Origin of the sequence: Roseinatronobacter bogoriensis DSM 18756, assembly GCF_004366635.1 — a bacterium.
Taxonomy (GTDB): domain Bacteria; phylum Pseudomonadota; class Alphaproteobacteria; order Rhodobacterales; family Rhodobacteraceae; genus Roseinatronobacter; species Roseinatronobacter bogoriensis.
Window position 1 is genome coordinate 82974 of the sequence record NZ_SORN01000001.1, and the last position, 25669, is coordinate 108642.

Consider the following 25669-nt stretch of genomic DNA (forward strand, 5'->3'; position numbering starts at 1 on the left):
GCAGGCAAAGTTGGAAATGGATAGAAAACTTGTCGGTGTCGGGACTACGGCATTGGTGGCGGATGATGACGAGTTCTTTCGGATCGCACTAAGCGATGTCTTAACCGCCCGACTTGGGTTCTCACACATTGTATTGGCCTGCTCTTTTGATGAAGCCGTGCAGAAAATGTCCGAATGTCGTGATATAGACGTCGCCCTTTTTGATCTGAACATGCCGGGCAGAAATAACTGGCAAACACTCAGATCGATGAGAGAGCGCTTTCCAGAGATACGGGTTGCGGTTGTTTCGGGGTCACGAGATCGAATTGATATTCTGACAGCACTCAGCATCGGCGCGCAGGGTTACATCAGCAAGGGACTTGGCGTTTCAGAACTTTCGCGCGCCATCCGCTCGATCTGCCGGGGTGACGTCTACCTGCCTCCATTCTTTCCAGAACTTGCAATCTCAGAAAGCATTGCTGTCCCTGCGCCCCCTGTAAAAGACCCTTTGCCCATACGTCGAGAGATGGCGGTGTCAGACATGACGCCGCGACAGTATGAAGTGTTGAAACTTCTGGTCGAAGGCAAATCAAACAAGGCGATGGCACGTAGTCTGGGCCTGAGTGGGGGAACGATCAAGTTTCACCTCTCGGCGATATTTCGTGTCTTGGGGGCAAGCAACCGGGTAGAAGCCGCCACAGCCGGTGCGCGGCTTCTGGATCGAGAGTGCCTGTAAGCTGTCCGGGGCAGGATGATCTCCGGTTCAACGGGGTCAAGGCCATTCGCGAAGCGCTTCTGCGCGAATGGCCCGCGCTGACTGGTTGATCGCAGATTGCAAGAAACCGGCCACACTTGGGAATATGGACACTTTCATCCCAGTCGAAATTGATCCCCCCGCAGCATTCCTCGCCCTTGTTCCATGACCCTCCGGTGCCAAAGAACAAGGGCCGTCAGTTCCCCAAAATACCAGGAAGACGGAGGCCATGTTCCTTCGCGCATTTCAGTGCATCACTGTAACCAGCATCGGCATGGCGCCAGACGCCGGAAGCGGGGTCATTCCACAGCACGCGCTCTAATCGTCTGGCGGCCTCTGGCGTTCCATCGGCCACGATGACTACGCCCGAATGCTGCGAGAAGCCCATGCCGACCCCACCACCATGATGCAAGCTGACCCATGTCGCGCCTGAGGCCGTGTTCATCAACGCGTTCAAAAGCGGCCAGTCCGACACCGCATCCGACCCGTCCAGCATGGCTTCCGTCTCGCGGTTGGGGCTGGCAACTGACCCGCTGTCCAGATGGTCGCGCCCGATCACGATGGGTGCCTTCAATTCGCCAGAGGCCACCATTTCGTTGAATTTCAAGCCAGCGCGGTGGCGGTCGCCAAGGCCCAGCCAGCAGATGCGCGCGGGCAGACCCTGAAAGGCTATGCGGTCGCGCGCCATGTCAAGCCATCGGTGCAGATGGTCGTTTTCAGGGAACAATTCGCGCATCGCCTGATCAGTCTTGTAAATATCTTCGGGGTCACCTGACAGCGCACACCAGCGAAACGGACCAATGCCCTTGCAGAACAGAGGCCGGATATAGGCAGGCACGAAACCGGGAAAGGCAAAGGCGTCCTCCAACCCCTCTTCGCGGGCGACCTGCCGGATATTGTTGCCATAATCCAGCGTCGGCACACCTGCATTCCAGAAATTCACCATCGCCGCGACATGGGTTTTCATGCTGTCGCGTGCTGCTTTTTCAACGGCCGTGGGGTCACTCTCCTGCCTTTCGCGCCATTCTGCAACGCTCCAGCCGATCGGCAGATAGCCATGCACCGGGTCATGCGCCGATGTCTGATCGGTCACAATATCGGGGCGGATGCCGCGCTTGAATATCTCTGGGAAAACCTTGGCGGCATTGCCGATGAGAGCCACAGATTTTGCGTCTCCCGCCGCTGTCCAGCGCTTGATCATCTCCAGCGCCTCATCAAGACTATGGGTTTTGGCGTCACAATAGCGCGTGCGAATACGAAAATCCGCGCGTGTCTCGTCGCATTCCACCGCCAGACAACAGGCACCTGCCATCACGGCAGCCAAAGGCTGCGCGCCGCCCATACCGCCAAGACCCGCAGTCAGAATCCAGCGTCCCTTGAGCGTGCCGTCATAATGCTGGCGGCCAGCCTCGGCAAAGGTCTCATACGTGCCCTGAACGATACCTTGTGTGCCAATATAGATCCATGACCCGGCCGTCATCTGGCCGTACATCATCAGGCCCTTGCGGTCGAGTTCATTGAAATGAGCCCATGTCGCCCAGTGAGGCACAAGGTTGGAATTGGCGATAAGCACGCGCGGTGCGTCCGGGTGTGTGCGGATGATCGCAACAGGCTTGCCGGATTGCACAAGCAAGGTCTCATCAGCCTCGAGGTCTTTCAACCCTGCCACGATGCGGTCGAAATCCTCCCATGTCCGCGCCGCGCGGCCAATGCCTCCATATACCACAAGCTCATGCGGGTTTTCAGCCACATCCGGGTGCAGATTGTTCATCAGCATTCGCATCGCGGCCTCGGTCTGCCAGCTTTTTGCGGTGATCTCGGTGCCAGTGGGCGGGTAAATGTCACGAAGGTTATGACGCGGATTGGTCATGATCGTCCTCTCAGGGTTGGGGCGAGCGTGTCCAGTGTTTCAAGGATCGCGCGCAAATGCGGCCTCAATCGACCGGCCTTGACAGGGTGATAGGCAAAGGGCGGCGCTTCCTGCGCCAGATGAGTGGATTGCGCCAGTTCCATCTGGATAGCGTGAAGCCACTGCGCGGGCTGGCCGTAATGGCGGGTCGTCCACCCCCCCTTGAAACGACCGTTCAAGCACATGCTGAAACCCTCTGCCCGCTGGCAAATTGCCGTGACTGCGGCTTCGACCTGCGGGGAACAGGCGGTGCCGTCATTCGTGCCAATGCTGAAATCGGGCAGACGGCCCTCGAACAGGAAGGGAATTTCGCTGCGGATGGAATGGCAATCATACAGGATCGCAACACCGTGCTTTGCACGCACCCGTTCCAGTTCTGCGGCCAGCGCCGCGTGATAAGGGGCATGACAGGCCACCCGCCGCGCCTCAATCTCGGCAGCATCGGGCGGAATGGTCCAGAGGGGCGCACCATCAAAATCGGTCAGCGGAACCAGTCCGGTGGTGTTCTGTCCGGGATAGAGGCTTGCGCCCGACGGGTCGCGATTGGCGTCGATCATATAGCGGTGGAAGGTCGCGCGCACGGTCGTTGCGCCGGGCAAAAGGCCATCGTAAAGCCGCTCGACATGCCAGTCTGTGTCCGCCAGGATCTGCCCGCGCGGGGTCAGGCGCGCAATCACATCCTTCGGCAGCCAGGTGCCAGTATGTGGCAGGGCCAGAACCACGGGGCTATCGCCCTGTGTGACCTCGACAGCGATCACGCTGTGCCTCGCAGCAGGTGATCGACATCGCAGGCCTTCACCACATCCCCGCCAGTGACAAGGGCGGCGGCGCGGCTCAGGTCATCGGCCATATAGCGATCATCAGCCAAGGCGGGAACATGTTTACGGGTGATCTGAAGCAAGCGCTGCAATTTTGCAGATGTTGTCAGCGGGGCCCTGAATTCTATGCCTTGCGCGGCACAGAGTAACTCGACCCCCAGAATAGCGCTGAGATTGGCGTTCATTCGCGCCAGCCGCCGCGCACCATGTGCGGCCATAGAAACATGGTCCTCCTGATTGGCCGAAGTCGGCGTCGAGTCGGTCGAACACGGATTGGCCAGATGCTTGTTTTCACTCATCAGCGCGGCAGATGTCACTTCCGCAATCATCAACCCCGAATTCAACCCCGGTTCTGGCGTCAGAAAGGGCGGCAGGTCGTGGCTGAGCGTCGGGTCCACCATCAGTGCCACGCGGCGCTGCGCAATCGCGCCGATTTCTGCAAGTGCAAGCGCGATCTGGTCAGCCGCGAAGGCGACGGGTTCGGCGTGGAAATTCCCGCCTGAAACAATTTTCCCCTCGTTCACAAGCACCAGCGGGTTGTCGGAAACGGCATTGGCCTCGATCTCAAGCGTGCGGCCAGCAAAACGCAGCAAGTCCAGTGCAGCCCCTGTCACCTGCGGCTGGCAGCGGATGCAATAGGGATCCTGCACGCGGGCATCTTCGTCGCGATGGCTCTCGCGGATATCAGAGCCGTCCATGATGGCGCGCATCGCATGCGCAACATCTATCTGGCCTTTATGGCCGCGCAGCGAATGCAGGGCCGGTTCCAAGGGCGCGGTCGAGCCCATGATCGCATCTGTTGACAGGCAGGAGATTGCAACGGCACTTTGCGCATTCCGCAACGCATCGAAATACCCGGCCAATGCGCATGCGGTCGAAAACTGGGTGCCATTGATAAGGCCGAGGCCCTCTTTGGGGCCCAGTGTGACAGGCGAGAGGCCAGCCCGGACAAGCGCAGCCTCGGAGGGCATTCTCTGACCTTCAAAATACGCATCGCCTGCACCGATCAAAGTGGCGGCCATATGGGCCAAAGGCGCCAGATCACCCGAAGCACCAACCGAACCTTGTGCCGGGATGACCGGCGTCACGCCATGCGCCAGCATGTCTTGCAGAAGCGACACTGTTTGCCAGCGCAACCCCGACGCACCACGTCCGACCGACAGGAGCTTGAGCACCATCATCAGCCGCGTGGTCGGAACGTCCAGCGCCTCACCGACACCGCAACAATGTGACAATATCAGATTACGCTGTAGCTGTTCCGTATCCTGCGGCGCGATGCGCACCGAAGCCAGTTTGCCAAAGCCGGTATTGATCCCATAGACCGCGACATTGCCAGTGGCAGCCTGTGCAACCATCGCGGCGGCAGCGTCAATTGCAGAGCGCGCCGTGTCAGTCAGCCGTGCCGGGACACCAGAGCGCCAGATGGCCTGCAATTGATCCAGAGAAGTCGCGCCGGGGGTAAGGGTGATGGTCACAAAATGCCTCCGTAGATGCGCTTCCAGAGCGGGTTGAAGCCGATGCGATAGGAAAGCTCTGATGGGTGTTCGACATCCCAAATGGCCAGATCGGCGCGTGCGCCTGTGGTGATGTGGCCCCGGTCGCTCAGTCCAAGGGCGAGGGCCGCATACCGCGTCGTACCCGCAAGACATTCTTCAGGCGTCATCCGAAAGAGGGTCGCGCCCATATTCATGGTCAGCAGAAGCGACGTCATCGGGGATGATCCGGGGTTGCAATCGGTGGCCAATGCCATCGGCACGCCATGTGTGCGAAAGGCATCAATTGGCGGGGCCTGTGTCTCGCGCAATGTGTAATATGCGCCGGGCAGAATGACCGCGACAGTTCCCGCGCGGGCCATTGCCGCCGCGTCAGCGTCAGTGGCATATTCCAGATGATCGGCTGATATCGCACCGAAATTTGCCGCCAGTTGCACCCCGCCTGTATTGGACAATTGCTCGGCATGAAGCTTGACCGGCAGACCCAAGGCGCGCGCATGGGCGAAGACCCGTTGAATCTGGGCGGGTGTGAACGCGATGCCTTCGCAGAATCCGTCAACGGCATCGACCAGCTTTTCAGCATGGGCCGCGTCAAGCGTGGGCAGGCAGACTTCGTCAATGTAAGTATCAGGGTCCATACCGGATGGAATGGCATGTGCACCAAGATAGCTGGTTCTGACATGAACAGGCCGCAGCCTGCTGATACGCCGGGCCGCGCGCAGCATTCTTAGTTCAGTGTCAGTATCCAGCCCATAGCCGGACTTGATTTCCAGCGTCGTGACCCCTTCGGCGATCAAGGCATCCACGCGCGGCAAGGCCAGAGCAACCAGCGCCTCTTCCGAGGCGGCGCGGGTTTGCGCCACGGTCGATGCAATACCGCCGCCCGCCCGCGCGATTTCCTCATAGCTTGCCCCACGAAGTCGCATTTCGAATTCGCGCGCACGGTTGCCGCCATGAACAAGATGGGTGTGACAGTCCACCAGCCCTGGCGTGACCAACCTGCCACCAAGATCCAGCCGCTCCATTTCGCGGAATTGCGCAGGCGGCGCGTCAGAATCGCCGACCCATGCGATATTCTGGCCTTCGATGGCCAGACTGCCCCGTTCGATTAGGCCGTATTGGCCCTTGGCGGTCACAGTCACAATGGTTGCGTTTGCAAGAAGCATGGTCGGCCTTGTAAAATGTATGCTTATCGTGTTTATGTATATACATATTAATCTGTCAAGAGGATAATGGCATGAAAATCTGGGCGGAGCAGGCGCTGACCAGCCAAGGCTGGGCGCGCGATGTCCTTGTGACGGTCGGAACAGATGGCTGTATCACCAATGTGCAGCCGAACGCGCATGACACGGGCGCGTCGAGGGTTGGCATCCTGCTGCCAGCGCCCGCAAATGCCCATAGTCATGCCTTTCAACGCGCGATGGCAGGCTTGAGCGAAGCGCGCGGCCCCGACCCGCAAGACAGCTTCTGGACATGGCGAAAGCTGATGTTCCGCTTTCTCAACCGTTTGTCGCCGGATCATGTCGAAGCGATCGCCGCATATGTTCAGATGGAGATGCTGGAGGCAGGCTATGCTGCAAATGTCGAGTTCCATTACCTGCATCACCAGCCTGATGGTACACCCTATGCTAATCTGGCTGAAATGTCGGAACGCATCATTGCGGCGACAGAAACGACCGGCATCGGGCTGACATTGTTACCCGTCCATTACCAGTTCGGCGGCTTGGATCGCCGGCCACTGGAGGCGGGGCAGACCCGCTTCGGCAACGACCCTGACCGTTTCGCGCGTCTGCACGAAGCGGCCAATACCGCCCTTCAGGCTTTACCCGGCGATTGCGCTATGGGCGTGGCACCGCACAGCCTGCGCGCAGTGGCACCGGACAGGCTGGCGCAGATTGTCACACTCACAGATGGTCCGGTCCATATGCATCTGGCCGAACAGCAGGCAGAGGTAGACGAGGTTTACCGCGCGCTGGGCAAACGCCCTGCCGAATGGGTCCTTGAAAACATGGCTCCGGATGCGCGCTACACATTCATCCATTGCACGCAGATGCTGCCGCATGAAACCGAAGCCCTTGCAAGAAGTGGTGCCGTCGCGGGTCTGTGCCCGATCACAGAATCAAGCCTTGGGGATGGGATTTTCGATGCAACGCGCTGGCTGGGTTCGGGGGGCACAATCGCCGTTGGATCAGATTCCAACCTCAGGATCGCTCTGGCTGAAGAACTGCGAACACTGGAATATTCGCAACGCCTGCGCGACCGTTCGCGCGCCGCGCTTGCAACCAATGCCGAGTCGACGGGCCGTCGTCTGTTTTCGGCTGTGTGCAAAGGAGGCGCAATTGCGGCTGGTCGTGCGTCTGGCGGGCTGCAACCGGGCTTGCTTGCTGATCTGATCGCGCTTGACAGCTCTCATGTCGATCTTATGAACCGACAAGGCGATCAGATTCTGGACAGCTATGTTTTCGCAGGGGATGACCGCATGGTGCTGGACGTCTGGTCTGCGGGCAGGCATTTGGTCCAGCATGGCCGGCATATACGGCACCACGAGATCACGCAGGCCTATCGCGCGGTGCTGCAAAACCTTGGACAGGACCTGTGACTGAAAGCGAACGAAAGACATGGCTGACCGTGCAGGAAGAAGTGCGTCGCTGCATTCGTCAACGTATCTGGAAACCAGGTGAGTTGATCCCGCATGAAGCTGATCTTGCGCGGGAATTCGGATGCGCCCGCGCAACTGTCAATCGTGCCCTGCAAGGCCTTGCAGATGCCGGATTGCTGGAGCGGCGGCGCAAGGCGGGCACACGGGTCGCGCTTACCCCTGCACGCAAGGCCGAGTTCAGCATCCCGATCATTCGCGAAGAGATCGAGGGCAAGGGCCACCGCTTCGACCACAGGATACTGCATCGGCACATGAGCGCGCCGCCACCAGATGTGCTGACGCTGCTGCATCTTGCGAATGGCCGCAAGATCCTGCATCTGCAAACGCTGTACACAGCAGATGGTCGGCCCTATGTTTTCGAGACCCGCTGGATCAATTCAACCGCAGTCCCGAACGCGCTTGATGCCGATTTCGACACGCTCAGCCCGAATGAGTGGTTGGTACGCGAAGTGCCTTTCGACAGGGGAGATTTCGCTTTCTCAGGTTACGCCGCGACGACCGCAGACGCCAAAGTGTTGGGTTGCCAGCCCGCAGACGCATTGCTGATGATGGAGCGGACGACACAACGCGGCGAGGATATGATCACCTATGTGCGTCTCTTGTTCCATCCGGGCTACCGCATGCATACACGGTCCTGAAAACCGTCATCCCCGCTTTCGGAACCGCACCCCCGCAGAAGCCGGAGAAACGCGTCAGTTTAATCATCGGCCGATCCATCAGTGCAATCGCATGGCACGCAGCGAAACTCGTGACTTGCTGTGTGATTCGCATCACGAGCAGCGAAAAGCATTGGGGGAAATCGCTTCACCCTGCGCATACGACAAGGTGCGTTTCGGGCCTCGCTCCGTCGTTCAGGGGCCGTTTGGCGAGATTGCGCGCACTGTCGGGGCGACGGCGCTGCATGTGAATGAACGATATATGCTGCAAAAAGAACCAGCGGCGTTGTGAATTCGGGCTTTTACCTGCGCCAATGGGGATGCAGGCTTGGCATCCTCGGCAACTTCCGTTATCCGGCGCGTCTAGCGAACCTGGAGCCGGGTGCAAATCCCGGCTGGCTCTTCCGGCCGCCGATCCGCCGGACAACCTGAAGAAAACCAGACATGATACCGATGCGCGCGCCTTTGCGCGGCGCGGTTGGGGACAGATTTCGCATGATTTCAATTGATGCCTACCGTCGGCAATGGACCGGCAATATTCGCGGCGACCTGCTGTCGGGGCTGGTGGTGGCGCTCGCGCTTATTCCCGAAGCGATTGCCTTTTCGATCATCGCAGGTGTCGATCCGAAGGTGGGACTTTATGCCAGTTTCTCGATTGCCGTGATCACAGCGATTACCGGCGGACGGCCCGCGATGATTTCGGCCGCGACAGCCGCAACAGCCGTACTGATGGTGACGCTGGTGCGCGATCACGGGCTGCAATACCTGCTGGCAGCGACTGTGCTGGCGGGGCTGATCCAGATCGGCGCAGGCGTGCTGCGGCTGGGGTTCGTGATGCGCTATGTATCGAAATCGGTGATGACTGGCTTCGTCAACGCTTTGGCGATCCTCATCTTTCTCGCGCAACTGCCAGAACTCGACCCGCGCAATGTGACCGGGCTGACCTATTTGCTGGTCGCAGGCGGCCTTGCGATCATCTACCTGTTCCCGCGCCTGACAAAGGCTGTACCCTCTCCGCTGGTCACGATCATCGTGCTGACGACGCTGGTCTGGGCACTGGGGCTGGATGTGCGGACTGTGGGCGATATGGGCAATTTGCCCGACACGCTGCCGGTCTTCCTGATCCCGCAAATCCCGCTGACGCTGGAAACGCTGCTGATCATCCTGCCCTATTCTACCGCGATTGCGGTGGTGGGCCTTCTCGAAAGCCTGATGACGCAGAATATCGTCGATGATCTGACCGACACCACATCGAATCGCGATCAGGAATGCGTGGGGCAAGGGCTGGCCAATACCGCAACCGGCTTCATTGGCGGCATGGCGGGCTGCGCGATGATCGGGCAGTCGATCATCAACGTCAAATCCGGGGGGCGGGGGCGGCTGTCGTCAATTGTGGCGGGTGTGTTCCTGCTGATCCTTGTGGTGGGGCTGGGCGATCTGGTCAGCATCATTCCCATGCCCGCGCTGGTGGCGATTATGATCATGGTGTCTGTCGGCACCTTTTCATGGTCCTCCATCGCCAATCTGCGCAGCCATCCGCGGTCCAGTTCCGTGGTGATGCTGGCGACGGTGGCAACGGTTGTTTACACCCATAACCTCGCCATCGGGGTGCTGGTGGGTGTGCTGCTGTCGGGCATTTTCTTCGCGGCCAAGATTGCGCAACTCTTCCGTGTCACCAGTGACATCAGCCCCGATGGGCGCATCCGCACCTACCGGGTCGAAGGGCAGATGTTCTATGGCTCGGTTGAAGATTTCATGGCGGCCTTCGATTTCCGCGAAGCGCCCGACCGTGTCATCATTGATGTCAGCCGCGCCCATATCTGGGATATTTCCTCGGTGCAGGCGCTGGATATGGCGGTGCTGAAATTCCGCCGCGACGGGGCGCAGGTTGAGGTTGTCGGGATGAATGATGCCTCGGAAACGCTGGTTGACCGGCTGGGCATCCATGACAAGCCCGGTGCGCTGGACAAGCTGAGCGCACATTGAGGAAGGAACGGATATGAGTGAGAAAGTTATCGCGCTGGTGGATGGGTCGGTCTATTCGGCCTCTGTTTGTGATCATGCCGCGTGGATCGCAGGACGCACAGATGTACCGGTCGAGTTGCTGCATGTGCTTCGCCGCCGTGACGGGGCCGAGACCAGTGACAGGTCTGGCGCCATCGCGCTTGGCGCGCGCACAGCGCTGCTGAATGAACTGGCAACGCTTGATGCGCAGCGCGCGAAACTGATGATGGAGCGGGGCCGCGCCATTCTGGATGATGCGCGCGACAGGCTAGAGCAAGCGAATGTGTCCGGGGTCACGACCCGCCTGCGCCATGGCGACATTGTCGAGACTGTGGCCGAGATTGAGGATCAGGCCCGCGTCATTGTGATCGGCAAACGCGGCGAGGCAGCGGATTTCGCAACCGGGCATCTGGGGTCAAATCTGGAACGGATTCTGCGTAGCGCGCACAAGCCGGTGCTGGTCGCATCCCGCGCGTTCCGGCCCATAGAGAAGGTTCTGGTCGCGTTTGATGGCGGCACATCCGCGCTGAAAGCCATCGACCATATCGCGCGCAGCCCGGTGTTTTTGGGGCTGACAGTCCATATTGTCACTGTGGGCACTGCCAGCGCACTGGTGACAAAGGGCTTGGAGAATGCGCAGGCCACGCTGCGCGCCGCTGGCATCCTGGCGGAAACGACCATCCTGCCCGGACAGCCGGAAACGGCCCTCGCGCGGCTGGTGGAGGACGCCGGTTTCGACATGCTGGTGATGGGGGCCTATGGCCATTCCCGCATTCGCAGCCTGATCATCGGCTCCACCACCACCGCCATGATCCGCGCCTGCAAGGTGCCGCTGGTCCTGATGCGATAACTGATATTTTCAATGCCTCCTCGACCAGACGCTTGGCGGAAACAGCCAGACGCGGGGGGCTGGACCAAAACCTGCTGCAATGTCAGCGTGCCGCTGGCACAATCAGTAGGCGCCTAAGTGTCGCCCATCGCACCCATCACATAGCGATCACCGGTCGGTGGCTATATGCTATATATGGTGCTGATATTCATATTTTACTTGTTGTAAGTTTGCGCGCGATAAGATTATCATTGCCCCTGTCAAGTTTCAGCTTGGCCGTTAACTAAAGGACAGAGCGCAGTGACCGGGCAGAAGATACGCAATATGGAAGAATTCGCAGCGGTAAGCGGCATATCGCGGCCGACCGTTTCGAAGTATTTTCAGGACCCTGACAGCGTACGCTCCACAACCCGCAAGCGAATCGAGACTGCGCTGGAACATTATGACTTCCGTCCGAACATCTTTGCGATGAACCAGAACCGCAAGCTCACGAAAATTGTAGGTGTCGTCGTGCCCTATCTGGCGGACCCGTTCTTTGCCGAAATCGCGCGCAAGATTGAACGGCGCTGCATTGATGCGGGGTTCTGGCCGATCCTGTTTTCAGCACATGGCGAACAGAAGCTGGAGAATGCCATCCTTGAAAGTCTGCGCGTTCTGAAGCCTGCGGGCGTATTGCTGGCCCCGCTAGGGCGCGTATCTGATCGCGCGGCGGTCGAGCGCTTTTGCGAAGATGTGCCGACAGTGCTGTTCGACAGTAATATCGAGGGTGTCGGCAAGGTTTTCGTGGGGTCAGACAATACCGATTTCGTAACCCAGAGCGTCGAATATCTGATACGCACCGGCTCTTCCCCTGTGCTGTTCGAGATGCGCAATCCCGCCAACCCGAATGCCAACAAACGCAGGCTGGCCTTTATCGCCAATATGAAGCGTCTGGGAAGAGAACCTCATATCGTCAAGGTTGATGGCGAAGGCTGGGATTTTGAGCGCATCGGTTATGAAGGCGGGCTAAAGGCCATTCGGGAAAAGGCATTCGCGACAAATACCATCTTGTGCAGCAATGACCGTCTGGCCGTGGGCCTTCTGACCGCCTGTTTCGAAGAGGGGCTGTCCGTGGGCTTTGGCGCGGAACATGCGATGCGCGTGATGTCCCATGACGATCACCCCGTCTCGCGCTTTACCTGTCCGCCACTGACGACGGTCGCACATGATTATGACGCCGTGTCCAACAAGGCTGTCGAAGTCCTGTTTCACATGATCGAGGATGGTGCCATTCCCGAAGAGCGCACAGAATTCCTGTATCCCACCAAGTTGATCCTGCGCAAATCGGCATAAAGTTTTCGCGTGTAAAATTTTTATTGACCGCGTGGCAATATTTGATTTACGCTCACGCCACTCATATCGTTCAGGGAGGAATCAGATGAGACTCGGTAAGTCACTTGTGGCATCGACGGCGCTTGCGCTGATCGCGGCCTCGGGCGCATATGCCCAATCATTGACGATCGCGACCGTCAACAATGGCGACATGATCCGCATGCAGGCGCTCAGCAGCGAATTCACCGATGCAACCGGGATCGAGCTGGAATGGGTCATTCTGGAAGAAAACATCCTGCGCCAGCGTGTCACACAGGATATCGCAACCAGCGGTGGCCAGTTCGACATCATGACAATCGGCATGTATGAGGCCCCCATCTGGGCCGAACGCGGCTGGCTTGTGTCGCTGGACGGGCTGCCGGACGATTATGACAAGGATGACATCCTGCCTGCCATGCGGGCTGGCCTGTCCTTTGAGGGCACGATGTTTGCTGCGCCGTTCTATGGCGAAAGCTCGATGGTGATGTATCGCACCGACCTGATGGAAGCCGCCGGGATGGAAATGCCCGAGGAACCCACCTGGGATGACATAGCTGCGGCCGCCGCCGCGATGACGGATCGCGACAATAACATCAACGGGATCTGTCTGCGCGGGCGCGCAGGCTGGGGCGAGAATATGGCCTTCATTACCACGGTCGCCAACTCTTTTGGTGCGCGCTGGTTTGACGAGGACTGGAACGCCCAGCTTGACAGTCCCGAATGGCTGGAAGCTGTCACCTTCTACAATGATCTGCTGCAAAATTACGGCCCGCCGGGTGCCGCGAATAACGGGTTCAACGAAAACCTGACGCTGTTCCAGCAAGGGCGCTGTGGCATGTGGCTGGATGCAACTGTGGCTGCCAGCTTCGTGACCAACCCTAACGACTCGACCGTGGCGGACAGCGTGGGCTTTGCGCTTGCACCGAACAAGGACGGGATGGACAAGCGCGCAAACTGGCTTTGGGCTTGGGCCTTGGCTATCCCTGCCGGCACGCAGCAGGAAGAAGCCGCGATGGAGTTCATCAATTGGGCAACATCCAAAGCTTATCTGGAGCTGGTGGCCGAGCGTGAGGGCTGGGCAAATGTTCCTCCGGGCACACGCACGTCGCTTTATGAAAACCCGGAATATGCCAGCATTCCTTTCGCAGACATGACGCTGCGGTCCATCAATGCGGCTGATCCGAACAACCCGACCATCGACCCTGTCCCCTATGTCGGTATCCAGTTTGTGGCGATCCCCGAATGGGCTGGCATCGGCACAGCCGCCGGGCAGGAATTCTCGGCGATGGTGGCAGGGCAACTGACCCCGGAACAGGCGCTGGAACGTGCCCAAGCGCTGGTCACGGATGAAATGGAAGCTGCGGGTTACTAAGCCCCGGCACCCATTGAAGAGGGGCGTTTTCCTCGCGCCCCTCTGACTTCCACCCATCTGCAAGCCCCGCTTGCCTCGATGAAAGGCCAGTGCCATGTCCACCAAGGCTTCGCGCTCAGCGGCGCGGCTGATGCTGGCGCCTGCGGTCATCCTGCTTCTGGGCTGGATGCTGGTGCCGCTCACCTTGACGCTGATTTTCTCCTTCCAGCGCTATCTGCCCTTGCGCGGCGGGTTTCAGGGCTGGGTCGGGTTTGAAAACTACGTCCGTTTTGTCACCTCGAGCGCGTTCTGGCCCTCGGTGCAGGCAACGGTAATCATCGTCGGCGGTGTGCTGCTGATCACTGTCACATTGGGCATCCTGCTTGCGATCCTGCTCGACCAACCCATGTGGGGGCAAGGCGTTGTCCGCATCCTTGTCATCGCACCTTTCTTCGTCATGCCGACCGTTTCGGGGCTGGTGTGGAAGAACATGTTCATGGACCCCAATAACGGCCTTCTCTCACACCTGTGGCGGTCCTTCGGGGCCGATCCAATCATCTGGCTGTCGGACGCCTCTATGCTCTCGATCATCCTGATCGTGTCCTGGCAATGGCTGCCTTTTGCCACGCTGATCCTGCTGACGGCAATCCAGTCGCTCGACAGTGAACAGCTAGAGGCCGCCGAGATGGATGGCGCCCCGGTGCTGTCGCGTTTCTGGCATATCATTTTACCGCATCTGTCGCGCGCCATCACCATCGTCATTCTGATCCAGACGATCTTTCTGCTCGCGATCTTCGCTGAAATTTTCGTCACGACCCAAGGCTCGTTCGGCACAAGAACACTGACCTATCTGATCTTCCAGCGCGTGCTGGAAAGCCAGAATGTCGGGCTTGGCTCTGCCGGGGGGATATATGCGGTCATTCTCGCCAATATCTTTGCGCTCTTCCTGATGCGCATCGTTGGCAAGAACCTGGACCGATAGGGGGGCGACCATGGCACGTTCTGTCACGACACAACGCAAGTCATTCAACACACTGATCGCCTGGATCATCGGACTGCTTCTGTTCTTTCCGATCCTCTGGACGATCCTGACCAGCTTCAAGACCGAGGCGCAGGCCATCGCCGACCCGCCTGTGTGGTTCTTCTTCGACTGGACGCTGGAAAACTACCGCGTGGTGCAGGAGCGCTCGAATTACAGCCGCTTCCTGTGGAACTCGATCATCATCGCGGGCGGATCAACGATCCTTGGCATGATCATCGCAATCCCGGCGGCGTGGTCGATGGCCTTTGTGCCCTCGCGCCGCACCAAGGATATCCTGCTGTGGATGCTGTCCACCAAGATGCTGCCTGCCGTGGGTGTGCTTTACCCGATCTATCTGATCTTCATCCAGTTCGGGCTGCTGGATACACGCGTTGGGCTGACCATCGTGCTGATGCTGATCAACCTGCCGATCATGATCTGGATGCTCTACACCTATTTCAAGGAAATCCCCGGCGAGATTCTGGAAGCCGCGCGGATGGACGGGGCGGGCCTGAAGGAAGAAATCCTCTATGTTCTGACGCCGATGGCGATCCCCGGCATTGCCTCGACGATTCTTCTCAACATCATCCTGGCCTGGAACGAGGCGTTCTGGACCCTGAACCTGACCGCTGCCCGCGCAGCCCCGCTGACGGCCTTCATCGCCAGCTATTCCAGCCCCGAGGGTCTGTTCTATGCGAAACTCTCGGCCGCTTCGACGATGGCAATTGCGCCGATCCTGATCCTGGGCTGGTTCAGCCAGAAACAACTTGTGCGCGGTCTGACCTTCGGCGCCGTGAAATAAGGAACACAGACATGGGACAAATCGTTCTGGAACAGGTGACGAAAAGCTTCGGTGAAGTCACGGTCATTCCACCGCTGGACCTGACGATCAAGGATGGCGAATTCACCGTCTTCGTCGGCCCCTCGGGCTGCGGCAAATCCACGCTTCTGCGCCTGATCGCGGGGCTGGAAGATGTAAGTTCCGGCGAGATCAGGATTGATGGCAGGCCATCGGCCTCTATCCCGCCTGCCAAACGCGGGCTTGCGATGGTGTTTCAATCCTATGCGCTTTATCCGCATATGACTGTGCGCAAGAATATCGCCTTTCCGCTGCGCATGGCAGGGCTTGACCGCGCCGAACAGGATCGCCGCGTTGAACAGGCGGCCGCTGTGCTGAACCTGACCGACTATCTGGACCGCCGTCCGGGGCAACTCTCGGGCGGGCAGCGCCAGCGTGTCGCCATTGGCCGCGCCATCGTGCGCGAACCGGCGGCGTTTCTTTTCGATGAACCGCTCTCGAACCTTGACGCGGCACTACGGGTGGGCATGCGGCTGGAAATCAGCGAACTGCACAACCGACTGAAAACGACGATGATCTACGTCACCCATGATCAGGTCGAGGCGATGACCATGGCAGACAAGATCGTGGTGCTGCGCGCGGGACATATCGAACAGGTCGGCAGCCCGCTGGAACTGTATCGCGCCCCCCGCAACCTGTTCGTGGCTGGCTTCATCGGCTCGCCCAAGATGAACCTGATCGAGGGCGCAGAGGCTGCGAAGCACAACGCAACCACCATCGGCATCCGCCCTGAACATATCAGCATTTCCGCCGAGGATGGGCGCTGGTCCGGGGTGGTCGGTGTCTCGGAACATCTGGGGTCGGATACGTTTTTCCATGTTCATAAGACCGGGCTGGCCGAAAGCATCACCGTGCGCGCCGATGGCGAAGTCGGCTTCAAGCATGGCGACCCCATCCATATGACCCCGCGCGCCGACATGATCCACCGCTTTGACGACAAGGGATTGCGCATCGCATGAAACGGCTGAACGGAAAGACTGCCCTGATCACCGGGGCTGCGCGGGGTATCGGGCTGGCCTTTGCGAAGGCCTATATCCGCGAAGGTGCCCAAGTGGTGCTGGGCGATATAGACATCGCGCGCGCGCGAACTGAGGCAACCGCATTGGGGGATGCCGCCTTTGCCGTCGAAATGGACGTGACATGCCAAGACAGTATCGACGCTGCTGTTGCGGCCAGCGTGGCGCATTTCGGCCAAATCGACATCCTGATCAACAATGCCGCGATTTTCACCGCCGCCCCGATTATCGAGATAACGCGCGCTGATTACGCGCGGTGTTTCGAGATCAATGTCGCGGGCGCATTATTCACGATGCAGGCCGTGGCGCGGCACATGATTGAACGCGGCGGGGGCGGCAAGATCATCAACATGGCCAGCCAGGCCGGGCGGCGGGGTGAAGGGCTGGTGGCTGTCTATTGTGCGTCCAAGGCCGCGATTATCAGCCTGACGCAATCGGCCGGACTGGACCTGATCCGGCATGGCATCAACGTGAACGCCATCGCGCCCGGTGTGGTGGATGGCGAACATTGGGATGGGGTCGATGCGTTCTTTGCGAAATATGAAGGCAAAGAACCCGGCCAGAAGAAACGTGAAGTCGGCGCGGGTGTGCCTTTCGGGCGGATGGGCGTGGCCGAGGATCTGACCGGCATGGCCGTTTTCCTTGCTTCGTCCGAGGCCGATTACATCGTCGCGCAGACCTATAATGTGGATGGCGGGCAATGGATGAGTTGATACAGTTGTCGCAGGGGACGTTGGGGGAAATCCCGGCCACTGTCCCTGTGCCGCGCTATGATCGCAAAGCGCTGCGGCCCGGTATTGTGCATATCGGCCTTGGCAATTTTCACCGCGCGCATCAGGCGTGGTACACGCATCGGCTGATGCAAATGGGGCTGGCGCAGGACTGGGCGATCATCGGCGCGGGCGTGCGCCAAGGCGATAGCGCCATGCGCGACAAGCTGCTGGCGCAAGACTGCCTGACCACGTTGATCGAGCTTGATCCCGCCGGAAAATCCGCCGAAGTCACCGGCGCGATGGTGGATTTTCTGCCTGTCCAGCAAGACAATGCCGCGCTGATCGCCCGCATGGCGCAGCCCGACATCCGCATCGTATCCCTGACCGTGACCGAGGGCGGCTATTATATGGTCCCGGAAACCGGCGGGCTGGATACCGGCCACGAAGATATCCGCCATGATGCACGCCATCCCGCAAGCCCGCGTACCGCTTTTGGCGCAATGGTTGCGGCGCTGCGCCTGCGGCGCGCTCAGGGCACGGGGCCGTTTACCTGCCTGTCCTGCGACAATCTGCAAGGCAATGGCGATATTTTGCGCCGCGTGGTAGTGGGCCTTGCACGGCTGTCGGACCCCGGCCTTGCTGATTGGGTCGAGGCGCAGTGCAGTTTTCCCAACAGCATGGTGGACTGCATCGTGCCTTCCACTGGCCCGCGCGAAATTGCGCTGGTGCGCAGCTTCGGGATTATCGACGCAGCCCCTGTGACGCATGAAAAATACCGCCAATGGGTAATCGAGGATGATTTCTGCGCTGGGCGGCCTGACTGGGGGCAAGCGGGCGCAGTTTTCACCTGCAATGTGCATCCCTATGAGACAATGAAGATCCGCATCCTGAATGGCGGTCATCAGGTGATTTGCGGGGCGGGCGAATTGCTGGGGCTGGACACGATAGCCGCCACCATGGCGCATGACGCCATCCGTGCCATGTTTCGCAAAGTCGCCTGCGAAGAGATTGCGCCGCATGTGCCTGCCGTGCCCGGTATCTCGGCGCTGGACTATATCGACCTGATCGAGGCGCGTTTCGCCAATCCCGATATTCATGACACAACCCGGCGCGTGGCCTTCGACGGCGCCAGTCGTCATGCGGGGTTCCTTCTGCCGTCCATCCGCGATGGGCTGGCGAAGGGGGCGCCGGTGCAAGGGCTGGCGCTCGTATCGGCGCTCTGGGCGCGCTATTGTCTGGGCCAGCGCGAAAACGGCACGCGGATCGAGGCGAATGACCCGCTCTGGCCGGTTCTGCAAACGGCAGCAGCCGCCGCGCATGTCCATCCGGCAGCCTGGCTGGAGCAGGTGCCGATTTACCACGATGTCAAGGACGCGCCGCAATTTGCCGAAGCGTTCGGTCGCTGGTACGCGCTGCTGGAATCGCGTGGCGTGAATGCCGCCATCGGGGACTATGTCGGGCAGCAGGCTGGTTGATGTCTGTAGGCGTTGATATGCGCTATACGGCCAAGCCCTTTCCACCTTCTATGCCGCATGGAGACCTGCCTTGAGTGTAGCCCAACCCCTTGATTCCATTTCGCCAGACCTATTGAAACGGCTGCGCGATCTGCACGGCACGGGCCGGAAACTGATTGCCGTGGCAGGTGCGCCTGCCAGCGGAAAATCTGTGCTTGGCATGGCGCTGCGCGATGCCCTGCGCCGCAATGGCCAGCGGGCAGAATTGGTTCCGATGGATGGCTTCCATCTGGACAACCGCCTTCTTGATGCGCGCGGCCTACGGGCGCGCAAGGGCGCACCAGAGAGTTTCGATGTGGCAGGCTTCATCGCTCTGGTTCGGCGGCTGCGCTCTGACGCGGAAGTGGTGTATCCCCTGTTCGACCGCGCGCGCGATCTGTCAATTGCGGGCGCGGGTGTCATCTCTCCTGATTGCGAGATGGTCATCATTGAGGGGAATTATCTGCTCTTTGACGAAAAACCGTGGTCGGATCTGGCCGCACTTTGGGATTTCTCGATCTGGCTGGATACAGCGGAAGACACGATCCTTCAGCGCTGCGTCGCGCGGTGGCTGGGTCATGGGCATGATCTTGATGCCGCCAGAAAGCGGGCCGAAGGCAACGATCTGGCCAATGCGCGCCGTATCATCGCGGCACGTCTGGATGCGGACATGACGCTTTCAGAATAGGTCTGTGGGCGATTGCACGCGTCTTGTATCTCGCCGGGCCGCCATCAGAACGGCTGCTCCAATGAGTGGACAGTCATGCCTGCCAGACCCGCCTCATCCGCTGCGTCGGGCAGTTTGGACAGGGACAGCAAGGACAGGCTCTCATTCAGGTCTGATTTCGGCATGTCACGCGCGATGATCACAACGCGGCTGGTCGTGTCGCCCTTTGGCCAGCTTTCCAGCGGCACGGGTGGTTCGAAGATGTGCTGAACCCCATGAAAAACAAAAGGCGTTGGCACATCCTTGATATGCACGATGCCTTTCAGGCGCAGGATGTTGGCGCCGCGCAAGGCAATCAGCGTATCAAGCCAGAAATCGAACACCTCAGCGGGGATCGGGTCGGCCAGAGTGACCGATGCCGTAGTGACCCGGCCATCTGTCGCATGATGAGAGGGCGCGGCCAGGTCAACGGCTTTAGGCTGCGGCTTGCTCAAGCCCGACAGCCCTGCCAATGGGTCGGCGGCGGGCTGGGCAAGCCATTCCAGCGCATGATCTTGCGCCATCGGTTTGCGCAGCGCGCCAAGGCCCCACAAGCTGCCGGCAGGCACAGCGCCCTGATCCGCTGTTATGCGCGGGGTGCCGGGGTTTAGCCGGTCAAGACACGCATGCAATGAAGCAAGAGTGGCCGTATCTGCCAGATCAAGCTTTGACACAACGATCCGATCCGCCATAGCGACTTGCGCCTGTGCCTCGGCGTGGCGATCCAGCGTTGCCGCGCCGAGAGCGGCATCGACAACTGTGACGGTTCCATCCAGCGCGTAATTGGGGGCCAGCACGGGATCGACCAGAAGCGTATGATGGATCGGACCGGGATCAGCGAGGCCGGTGGTTTCAATCACCACCCGGTCAAAGGCCAGTTCCTGACGCGCCCGTCGCGCCAGTAGTGAGAGCAACGTCTTGGATAAATCCCCCCGGATCGAGCAGCAGACACAGCCCCCAGGCATGAGCACCACATCTTCGGCGGCTTCCTCAATCAGATCGTGATCCAGCCCGGCATCACCGAATTCATTCACCACAACGGCAATACGGCCTGCTTCTGGATCATGGAGCAAGCGGTTCAGCAGTGTCGTCTTGCCTGCACCAAGAAATCCAGTGAGCAAGGTTACAGGAATGGGATCGGGCATGGTGGGCTTCCGGCTTGAATGATCTGAGCAAATGTGTTTGTTATATTATAACAATTCATACCACAAGGCTACGCAATGCCCATCATCGAATTCCACCCCCGCCGCACGATTGAGGAAGTCGAGGAAGGCAATATCCTCGCCCCGAAGTTCGGACCCGATAGCCTGATGCCCTGCATCACCACCGATCATCAGACGGGCGAGGTGCTGATGCTCGGCTGGATGGACGCAAACGCCCTGCGCCTGACACTCGAAACCGGAGAGGCGCATTACTTCAGTCGGTCGCGGCAGACCCTGTGGCGAAAGGGTGCAAACTCGGGCCTTGTGCAACATGTGATTGAAGCGCGGATTGACGACGATCAAGACGCACTCTGGCTGCGGGTGCAAGTCGCAGGCTCTGGCGCATCCTGCCATGTCGGCTATCGGTCGTGTTTTTATCGGACTGTCCCGATGAAAAATAAAGCGGGCACAAAACTGCGCTTTACCGAGCGCGCAAAAACATTTGACCCCATCGCAACCTATGGCGACGCGCCCAACCCCACACAACTATGAGTTTTGCCACCGAACTGCGCCAGAAAGCGTCAAAGCTCTGGCACATCCAGCGCGTCAAGGGTCTGGTGCGCGCGCATGCGCGCGCAGGGCCAAACGCACTTATCACTGTGGTCGAGGTGGAATGCGATGATCCAGCATGCCCCGGCCCGGCGACCCGGATCACGATACTCGGGATTGACCTCATTCGACGATCGTTATTGATCCATCGACCTGTCGCAGACGTGACAGTTGCGGACATGCGCCAGCCAGTCACCTTGATAAGCGCAACACATGCGACCGAGTGACCGTAATGCCGGGAGCCAAGGTAACAGCCGGCATCGCAGCAACGGCTGACCTTGCCCGTGCGAACCCGACGAATGGTTGTGCATATGCCAACACGCCGATCTGCCACTATTTAGCGGCCAGCCCCTCTAACAGCTTACACCAATTTGCGATTGCCCCCTCCGCAAGTCGGGCTGGTCCTGCGTCCAGCATTTTGCGGCGCACACGCTCTGCCAGTTGAAACCGCCAGTCTTCGGGCAAGGATATGCCTTCGGCCTTGGCCCATACCAGCGCTTGGGCAACAAAGGGCCGGTCTGCCACAACCACATCGGCAAACAGCCGCTCTGGCCTGCGTTCCACGCGGTCCAGCTGCGCCGCCAGTTCCGTGGCGGGAAACAGGTCTTCTACCGTGCTGTCCTGTCGCCCGGTTATGCTTTCAAGTGCCAGTGTCGTCTTGTCGTCGGCCAGCCTTGCCGCCAGCGCACGCCCTTGCGCAGAACCATCGAGGACCAGTCTGGGCGGCGTAGTCTGTGTTTCGGTCAGCAGACGCGCCATGACCTGCATGACCTCTGGGCTACAGGCAGAGGCAAACACCATGTCACGCTGTGGAACGAAGCGGCCAGAGGCAATGCTCAGGGTCTTGATGACACCCAAATAGGTCTGCTCGACCCGGCTTTGCACAAGGACGGGCTGCGCGCAGCCCATGCTGACCTCGGCCACCGCAAGATTGAGCGCGGCACGCACTGCAAAACCAGCGCCGCGCTGGCTGTCGCTGCCCTCGGCCTCCAGCAGATCACCACTGACACGGGTGGACCCATCGCGCCCCACAAACACCTTGCGCGCCCGCGCAAGGCGGTCGGCATCGACCAGAAAAGGCGAGTGGGTTGTATAGAGAATCTGATTTTTCAGCGCCAGACCTTCAAAAAACGCTGACAGGTCCCGCTGGGCCAGCGGGTGCAGGGAATGGCCCGGTTCATCCAGCAGCAGAACACAGTTTTCATGCGCGCCCTCAGCCTCGTGCAGAAAGACCAGAAAGAAGCTCAGGAACCATTGCAACCCGGTCGAGCGGTGCTCAAGCTCCACTTCCTGCGGACGCCGCGCATCGGCCACCCAGATACGGAAATGATTGCCATCTGCTTCAAAACGGAAGCGGTAATCGCCCTGCTTCCACCACTCGGCAAACCTTGCGGTCAATTTGGTCCCTGCCGATTGCAGCAGGATCGAGCGCGTGCGCTTGGCCTCGGCAATCTGCGACAGCAGTACCGAGTCCGGCTGGTGTTCATGGCCGCGCGCGCGCTGCCACAGGCTGCGCACCAGCCCCGCCTTGCCAGTCTCGGCAATCATCTGCGCCTCTGCCTCGTCGCGGATATCGCGGAAATCACGCCCCAGTTCGAGGATTTCCTGCGCCTGAACGCCGACAAAATCGAACAGCACGCGCAGGGTGCGGGCCTTTGCGCTTTCCTTCGCGCCAAGGTCTGCACGGCCCATGTTCTCCACCACATGTGGCAGGTAGATTTCTGAATCGAGGTTGCCGTAATTCGAGTAATACACAAACCTTGGCAAGCAAGTGATCACGGCCTGACGTATGTCCTCGCGCGCGGCGGGGTCCGGTGCGATCATGGCCGCCATCTGTTGCCCCAGTTTTTTCTGCAATGCGCGCAGAAGCGGGATGATCTGGCTGGTCGCGGGCGGATCTTCGGGGATCAGGGCTGCCACGCAATTGCGCGCCAGTCGCAGATCATTGCCTGTGACATTCGCGGCATCGCTCAACTCCGCCAGCAGATTATCCATCAGCTTGCAGGCGGGGTCAAAAAGCGGGTCGGCTGTCATGTCGTCCAGATCGGTGCGCGCCAGGCGCAGTGCCGTCAGCGCGGCGGCAATAGTGCCGTCCTCATCCAGCCGGTAGTCGGGAAAGTTGATCTGGTAGCTGCCATCATAGAGCCGTGCGACAGATACGCGCCGCGCCTGCGCCAGCGGGATTTTCGCCAGTTCTGCCAGTCTTGCGGCCTCTCGCCCTGTGTCAAATTCGGCCGTGATGAACTGGAACTGTTCGGGCGCGTTGCGGATCGTGGCAAACAGTGCCTTGGGATAATCCGATGTCGGCTGCAATCCCCCCTCGCTGGCGGGGTTCAGCTTCCACAAGGGAAGCAACAGGTTGGTTTTGCCGGATTCATTGACCCCGATCAGGGCCGTTACTGTATCGGCCTCCAGCCAGCCTGAATCCGTGACCGAGCGGAAATTGCTGACGCGGTAGCGCAGCAGGGTGAAACCCGCCTGTGGTGGCTCTGATGGGTTGGCGGTGGCGATGGTGAAGTCAGTCTCGTGGCGCATGTCACTCTCTCCTTGTCAGAAATCAGGTGTCAGGGTCAGGTCTTGCAGCGGCATTGGGTGTTGCTGCTGTTCAGGAAAAATGGCCGTCTCGGCGGGCAGAGTCGTGCGCAGTTCAACCGCAAGGGTCAGCACGATCAGTCCCGCTATGGCGGTCTGGCCCAACCGCCATTGGTCAGCGGTTTCGCCCAGCGCTTTGGGTATTGAATGGCCCAGCCTGCGCGCGGCGCGGCGTTTGGCTGCGACAATCGCATCTGCACGCGCCCCAAAGGCCCGAAAAGGCGCGGTCAACTGCGACAGGAAGACGCCAGCGCCGATGCGCTGCGCATGTGCAAATACCGCCACACCAGCAGCGAGAACCACCCCACACAGCACTGGCCATAGCGCCCCCGACGGGGCCAGCCGGATTGGCGCGGCCACTGTCTGCGCAAGGGTGCCCCAGACTGCGGGCAGGGCTAGTGACGCTGCCGACACGAGCAGAAAGGGTAACAGAACCGCCTCTGGCGCAAGGTTTGCGGGTGCCTTTGGCGGGTTATGCCAGATCATCGCGATATAGCGCGCCATCAGCAGGGTCGTTGCAACGCCGGAGAGACTCAGGGCAACTGTCAGCCAGGGAAGCCACACCGGAGAGGCTGCCCCCAGCGCAGTTTTCAGCGCCTCTTTGCCCAGACCGCCCGAACTGGCGGGCAGTCCGGCCAGAACAAGTGCAGGAAACAGCAGCGCCAGTGTAACAACCAATCTGGTGACGCGCCCGGTTTGCGCGGCAAAGGCACCTGTGCCCAGAAACAGCGCCCCCTTGGCCAGCGCATGATGGGCGGCCAGAAATATCAGCACAGGCACGATCGCGGCCCATGCCTGCGGCACCATCAGACCCGCGCCCAGACCAAGGGCCAGAATGCCCATCTGGCTGACGCTGGAAAAACCCAGCACGGCTTTGGGGTTGGCCTGTTGCACGCCCAGCAACAGGGCCGCGAAGATCGTGACCATCCCTGCCGCCATCAGCACAGTGCCGTGGTCAGCATAGGCAGCGCTGCCCAGCGGCAAGATGGTTATCATACCAAACAGCCCCGCCTTGATCATGGCGCCTGACAGCACAGCACTGGCTGGCACAGGGGCCGCGCCATGCGCAGGCGGCAGCCAGAAATGCAGCGGCATGATCCCCAGCTTCACACAAAAGCCGATCATCAGCAGCGCCACCGAAATATCACTCAGCGCGGTCTGGCGCAGATCAGTCAGCAGGAACGATCCCGCTTGCGCCCCGGCCAGCGCAAGCCCTGCAAACAACGCCAGCTCTCCAAGCACCACAAAGCCTATATAGAGCCGCGCGGCCCCCAACGCCTGCGGGGTGCGGCTGTGCAAGACCAAACCATAAGACGCAAAGCTCATCAGCGCGAAGAAGGCATAGAAGCTCAGCGCGTCCTGCGCCATCAACAGGCCCAGATTGCCAAGCTGCGCCATCAGAAACATGACGCCAAAGCTTGTGGCGCGCGGGTCGTCGCGCATCCAGTGGCGCGCAGTTGCGCCTGCCGCGCACCATAGCAGGCCGGTAAAGATCACGAACAGGCGCGAGGTGTCATCAAGGCCCAGATGCAGGCCAAGGATCAGCCATTCCGCCTGTGCGGTCATGGGCATGTCACCCAGCAGCGCAAGCGCCAGCGCAGACAGGGGCGCAAAGGGCATGACACGCCAGACAAGGCTGCGTGCCTGCGCCCATGTCAGCAATACGGCCAGCCCCAGCGGCAGGCCCAGAGCGGCAATGTAGGGCAAAAGGCTCAT

At 60.0% G+C, this 25669-nt stretch carries 22 protein-coding genes and 1 other annotated feature; of the genes, 15 read left to right on the forward strand and 7 right to left on the reverse strand.

Features of this window, described 5'->3' with window-relative positions:
• The first annotated feature begins 16 nt into the window (after positions 1–16).
• Entirely contained in the window at positions 17–715 is a 699-nt protein-coding gene (locus EV660_RS00385; protein WP_071482418.1) for a response regulator, read from the forward strand.
• Between the two features lie 214 nt (positions 716–929).
• Here EV660_RS00385 and hutU read toward each other — a convergent pair whose 3' ends face one another.
• Genes hutU through hutI form a run of 4 tightly spaced genes read right to left on the reverse strand, consistent with a single transcriptional unit; the run spans position 930 to position 6119 of the window.
• Positions 930–2603 carry a urocanate hydratase gene (gene hutU, locus EV660_RS00390; protein ID WP_071482419.1) on the reverse strand — a complete coding sequence of 558 codons (1674 nt, stop codon included), beginning with the start codon at positions 2601–2603 and terminating at the stop codon, positions 930–932.
• Positions 2600–3400 (reverse strand): N-formylglutamate deformylase, encoded by an 801-nt coding sequence (gene hutG, locus EV660_RS00395; RefSeq protein ID WP_071482420.1) that lies wholly within the window; start codon positions 3398–3400, stop codon positions 2600–2602. The genes hutU and hutG overlap by 4 nt, the downstream gene beginning before the upstream one ends.
• Positions 3397–4935: a histidine ammonia-lyase gene (gene hutH / locus EV660_RS00400; protein WP_071482421.1), complete on the reverse strand. Its 1539-nt coding sequence runs from the start codon at positions 4933–4935 to the stop codon at positions 3397–3399. The genes hutG and hutH overlap by 4 nt, the downstream gene beginning before the upstream one ends.
• Entirely contained in the window at positions 4932–6119 is a 1188-nt protein-coding gene (gene hutI / locus EV660_RS00405) for an imidazolonepropionase (protein WP_071482422.1), read from the reverse strand. The genes hutH and hutI overlap by 4 nt, the downstream gene beginning before the upstream one ends.
• A gap of 71 nt (positions 6120–6190) precedes the next feature.
• Here hutI and EV660_RS00410 point away from each other — a divergent pair, with 71 nt between their 5' ends.
• The 12 genes from EV660_RS00410 (at position 6191) to EV660_RS00465 (ending at position 19592) form a co-directional block, all read left to right on the forward strand.
• On the forward strand, positions 6191–7552 hold the full coding sequence (locus tag EV660_RS00410; protein ID WP_071482423.1) for a formimidoylglutamate deiminase: 1362 nt from the start codon (positions 6191–6193) through the stop codon (positions 7550–7552).
• Entirely contained in the window at positions 7549–8250 is a 702-nt protein-coding gene (locus tag EV660_RS00415; RefSeq protein ID WP_071482424.1) for a histidine utilization transcriptional repressor HutC, read from the forward strand. Before EV660_RS00410 ends, EV660_RS00415 begins: the two co-directional genes overlap by 4 nt.
• Positions 8251–8639: 389 nt before the next feature.
• Positions 8640–8697, forward strand: a sequence feature (sul1 is cis-regulatory element that is thought to sense ions involved in sulfur or methionine metabolism; They are found in Alphaproteobacteria).
• Between the two features lie 66 nt (positions 8698–8763).
• Positions 8764–10254, forward strand: a complete 1491-nt coding sequence (locus EV660_RS00420) for a SulP family inorganic anion transporter (RefSeq protein ID WP_071482474.1) — start codon at positions 8764–8766, stop codon at positions 10252–10254.
• 13 nt (positions 10255–10267) lie between these two features.
• Entirely contained in the window at positions 10268–11122 is an 855-nt protein-coding gene (locus EV660_RS00425) for a universal stress protein (RefSeq protein WP_071482426.1), read from the forward strand.
• Positions 11123–11401: 279 nt separating this feature from the next.
• A complete protein-coding gene (locus EV660_RS00430; RefSeq protein WP_184409735.1) occupies positions 11402–12433 on the forward strand; it encodes a LacI family DNA-binding transcriptional regulator in 1032 nt (343 codons plus the stop codon).
• 85 nt (positions 12434–12518) lie between these two features.
• Positions 12519–13823 (forward strand): ABC transporter substrate-binding protein, encoded by a 1305-nt coding sequence (locus EV660_RS00435; RefSeq protein WP_071482427.1) that lies wholly within the window; start codon positions 12519–12521, stop codon positions 13821–13823.
• A 94-nt stretch (positions 13824–13917) separates the two neighbouring features.
• Positions 13918–14784 carry a carbohydrate ABC transporter permease gene (locus tag EV660_RS00440; protein WP_071482428.1) on the forward strand — a complete coding sequence of 289 codons (867 nt, stop codon included), beginning with the start codon at positions 13918–13920 and terminating at the stop codon, positions 14782–14784.
• A 10-nt stretch (positions 14785–14794) separates the two neighbouring features.
• Entirely contained in the window at positions 14795–15625 is an 831-nt protein-coding gene (locus EV660_RS00445; RefSeq protein WP_071482429.1) for a carbohydrate ABC transporter permease, read from the forward strand.
• An 11-nt stretch (positions 15626–15636) separates the two neighbouring features.
• Positions 15637–16641, forward strand: coding sequence for an ABC transporter ATP-binding protein (locus EV660_RS00450; RefSeq protein ID WP_071482430.1), 1005 nt, complete (start codon positions 15637–15639; stop codon positions 16639–16641).
• Entirely contained in the window at positions 16638–17411 is a 774-nt protein-coding gene (locus EV660_RS00455) for an L-iditol 2-dehydrogenase (protein ID WP_071482431.1), read from the forward strand. Before EV660_RS00450 ends, EV660_RS00455 begins: the two co-directional genes overlap by 4 nt.
• Entirely contained in the window at positions 17399–18886 is a 1488-nt protein-coding gene (locus EV660_RS00460; protein WP_071482432.1) for a mannitol dehydrogenase family protein, read from the forward strand. The genes EV660_RS00455 and EV660_RS00460 overlap by 13 nt, the downstream gene beginning before the upstream one ends.
• Positions 18887–18956: 70 nt before the next feature.
• Entirely contained in the window at positions 18957–19592 is a 636-nt protein-coding gene (locus EV660_RS00465) for a nucleoside/nucleotide kinase family protein (RefSeq protein WP_071482433.1), read from the forward strand.
• Between the two features lie 44 nt (positions 19593–19636).
• On the opposite strand, the gene EV660_RS00470 is transcribed toward EV660_RS00465, so the two are convergent.
• A complete protein-coding gene (locus tag EV660_RS00470; protein ID WP_071482434.1) occupies positions 19637–20755 on the reverse strand; it encodes a CobW family GTP-binding protein in 1119 nt (372 codons plus the stop codon).
• A gap of 75 nt (positions 20756–20830) precedes the next feature.
• Here EV660_RS00470 and hisI point away from each other — a divergent pair, with 75 nt between their 5' ends.
• Positions 20831–21304, forward strand: coding sequence for a phosphoribosyl-AMP cyclohydrolase (hisI, locus tag EV660_RS00475; protein ID WP_071482435.1), 474 nt, complete (start codon positions 20831–20833; stop codon positions 21302–21304).
• A complete protein-coding gene (locus EV660_RS00480; protein WP_071482436.1) occupies positions 21301–21588 on the forward strand; it encodes a hypothetical protein in 288 nt (95 codons plus the stop codon). Before hisI ends, EV660_RS00480 begins: the two co-directional genes overlap by 4 nt.
• A gap of 106 nt (positions 21589–21694) precedes the next feature.
• Here EV660_RS00480 and EV660_RS00485 read toward each other — a convergent pair whose 3' ends face one another.
• A complete protein-coding gene (locus EV660_RS00485; protein ID WP_071482437.1) occupies positions 21695–23896 on the reverse strand; it encodes an AAA family ATPase in 2202 nt (733 codons plus the stop codon).
• A gap of 15 nt (positions 23897–23911) precedes the next feature.
• Positions 23912–25669: a complex I subunit 5 family protein gene (locus EV660_RS00490; RefSeq protein WP_071482438.1), complete on the reverse strand. Its 1758-nt coding sequence runs from the start codon at positions 25667–25669 to the stop codon at positions 23912–23914.

Bases quoted from the DNA above. Each gene is read 5' to 3' on its own strand.
- EV660_RS00485 (WP_071482437.1), bottom strand. From the start codon at position 23,896: ATGCGCCACGAGACTGACTTCACCATCGCCACCGCCAACCCATCAGAG.
- EV660_RS00440 (WP_071482428.1), top strand. From the start codon at position 13,918: ATGTCCACCAAGGCTTCGCGCTCAGCGGCGCGGCTGATGCTGGCGCCT.
- EV660_RS00470 (WP_071482434.1), bottom strand. From the start codon at position 20,755: ATGCCCGATCCCATTCCTGTAACCTTGCTCACTGGATTTCTTGGTGCA.
- EV660_RS00460 (WP_071482432.1), top strand. From the start codon at position 17,399: ATGGATGAGTTGATACAGTTGTCGCAGGGGACGTTGGGGGAAATCCCG.
- EV660_RS00385 (WP_071482418.1), top strand. From the start codon at position 17: ATGGATAGAAAACTTGTCGGTGTCGGGACTACGGCATTGGTGGCGGAT.
- EV660_RS00480 (WP_071482436.1), top strand. From the start codon at position 21,301: ATGAGTTTTGCCACCGAACTGCGCCAGAAAGCGTCAAAGCTCTGGCAC.
- EV660_RS00490 (WP_071482438.1), bottom strand. From the start codon at position 25,669: ATGAGCCTTTTGCCCTACATTGCCGCTCTGGGCCTGCCGCTGGGGCTG.
- EV660_RS00450 (WP_071482430.1), top strand. From the start codon at position 15,637: ATGGGACAAATCGTTCTGGAACAGGTGACGAAAAGCTTCGGTGAAGTC.
- hisI (WP_071482435.1), top strand. From the start codon at position 20,831: ATGCCCATCATCGAATTCCACCCCCGCCGCACGATTGAGGAAGTCGAG.
- hutU (WP_071482419.1), bottom strand. From the start codon at position 2,603: ATGACCAATCCGCGTCATAACCTTCGTGACATTTACCCGCCCACTGGC.
- EV660_RS00410 (WP_071482423.1), top strand. From the start codon at position 6,191: ATGAAAATCTGGGCGGAGCAGGCGCTGACCAGCCAAGGCTGGGCGCGC.
- EV660_RS00455 (WP_071482431.1), top strand. From the start codon at position 16,638: ATGAAACGGCTGAACGGAAAGACTGCCCTGATCACCGGGGCTGCGCGG.
- EV660_RS00425 (WP_071482426.1), top strand. From the start codon at position 10,268: ATGAGTGAGAAAGTTATCGCGCTGGTGGATGGGTCGGTCTATTCGGCC.
- EV660_RS00445 (WP_071482429.1), top strand. From the start codon at position 14,795: ATGGCACGTTCTGTCACGACACAACGCAAGTCATTCAACACACTGATC.
- EV660_RS00435 (WP_071482427.1), top strand. From the start codon at position 12,519: ATGAGACTCGGTAAGTCACTTGTGGCATCGACGGCGCTTGCGCTGATC.
- hutI (WP_071482422.1), bottom strand. From the start codon at position 6,119: ATGCTTCTTGCAAACGCAACCATTGTGACTGTGACCGCCAAGGGCCAA.
- EV660_RS00420 (WP_071482474.1), top strand. From the start codon at position 8,764: ATGATTTCAATTGATGCCTACCGTCGGCAATGGACCGGCAATATTCGC.